Origin of the sequence: Pseudomonas sp. WS 5011, from assembly GCF_012985775.1 — a bacterium.
GTDB classification, from domain to species: Bacteria; Pseudomonadota; Gammaproteobacteria; order Pseudomonadales; family Pseudomonadaceae; genus Aquipseudomonas; species Aquipseudomonas peli.
The window spans coordinates 1-731 of the sequence record NZ_JAAQXA010000085.1 but is presented as its reverse complement, the minus strand read 5'-3'; the positions used below and the strand labels follow the sequence as shown (position 1 = coordinate 731).

The following is a 731-nucleotide window of genomic DNA, read 5'->3' as shown; positions in this document are numbered from 1 at the left end:
CCGGTTGAGTGGCCGGATGGCCGTGGAATCAGTGGCCGGATGCGCGTGGAATGGGTGGCCGGATCAGCGTGGAATCGGTGGTCAGATGCTCATGGAATGGGTGGCCAGATGACCGTGGAATCCGCACTCAACCGGAGCTGGCACTTCGGAAACCAGTGGAGGCGTATTAGCCCACATTTTCTCGTATTCTTGCTTGCTTTCTACGAGCTTTCTCGCATATTCCGCAACAATTTCAGTACCAAGGTCACTCATATCTGACCCGCTAATGATTTGGATAGACTTCCCATCAAATGGCTGAAATCCACCCAAGAACACACGACTGAAAAAGCCCGGCCTTATTTTTTCAAAATGTTCGGCCACTTTTTCGATCGATTTTTCTACATGCTTTTCGAATCTAACGATACTGTCACCTTTTATATTTAGACGCTTAGACCCAACCTCAATCATTTCATCTTGTAGCGCCTCCAGAGCCATGAGGTTGTAGTCGACGGCTTTGTCGTTACAACTGTTGGATAAATTACCAAAGCACTCCTGCATATACTCCTGATGAGCCATATTTAGCTTTTGATCGTTAACGAAGTCACAGCCAACCAAGGCTAAAGGTCAATGTCATCAACTTTGGAAATTATCCATAAATATCATATAATTAGCGCTCAAATCAGTGCATGGGAGAAGCCCTTTTGACTACCTATACCGCATCGCTTGACACCGCCAGCCAAACCCTGGCTTGA

General features: G+C 46.8%; 1 protein-coding gene. It reads right to left on the bottom strand.

Translation table 11 applies throughout. The features are described 5' to 3' along the window. Positions 1–81: 81 nt before the first annotated feature. Entirely contained in the window at positions 82–555 is a 474-nt protein-coding gene (locus HBN63_RS21640; RefSeq protein ID WP_170050849.1) for a hypothetical protein, read from the bottom strand. Positions 556–731 lie beyond the last annotated feature (176 nt).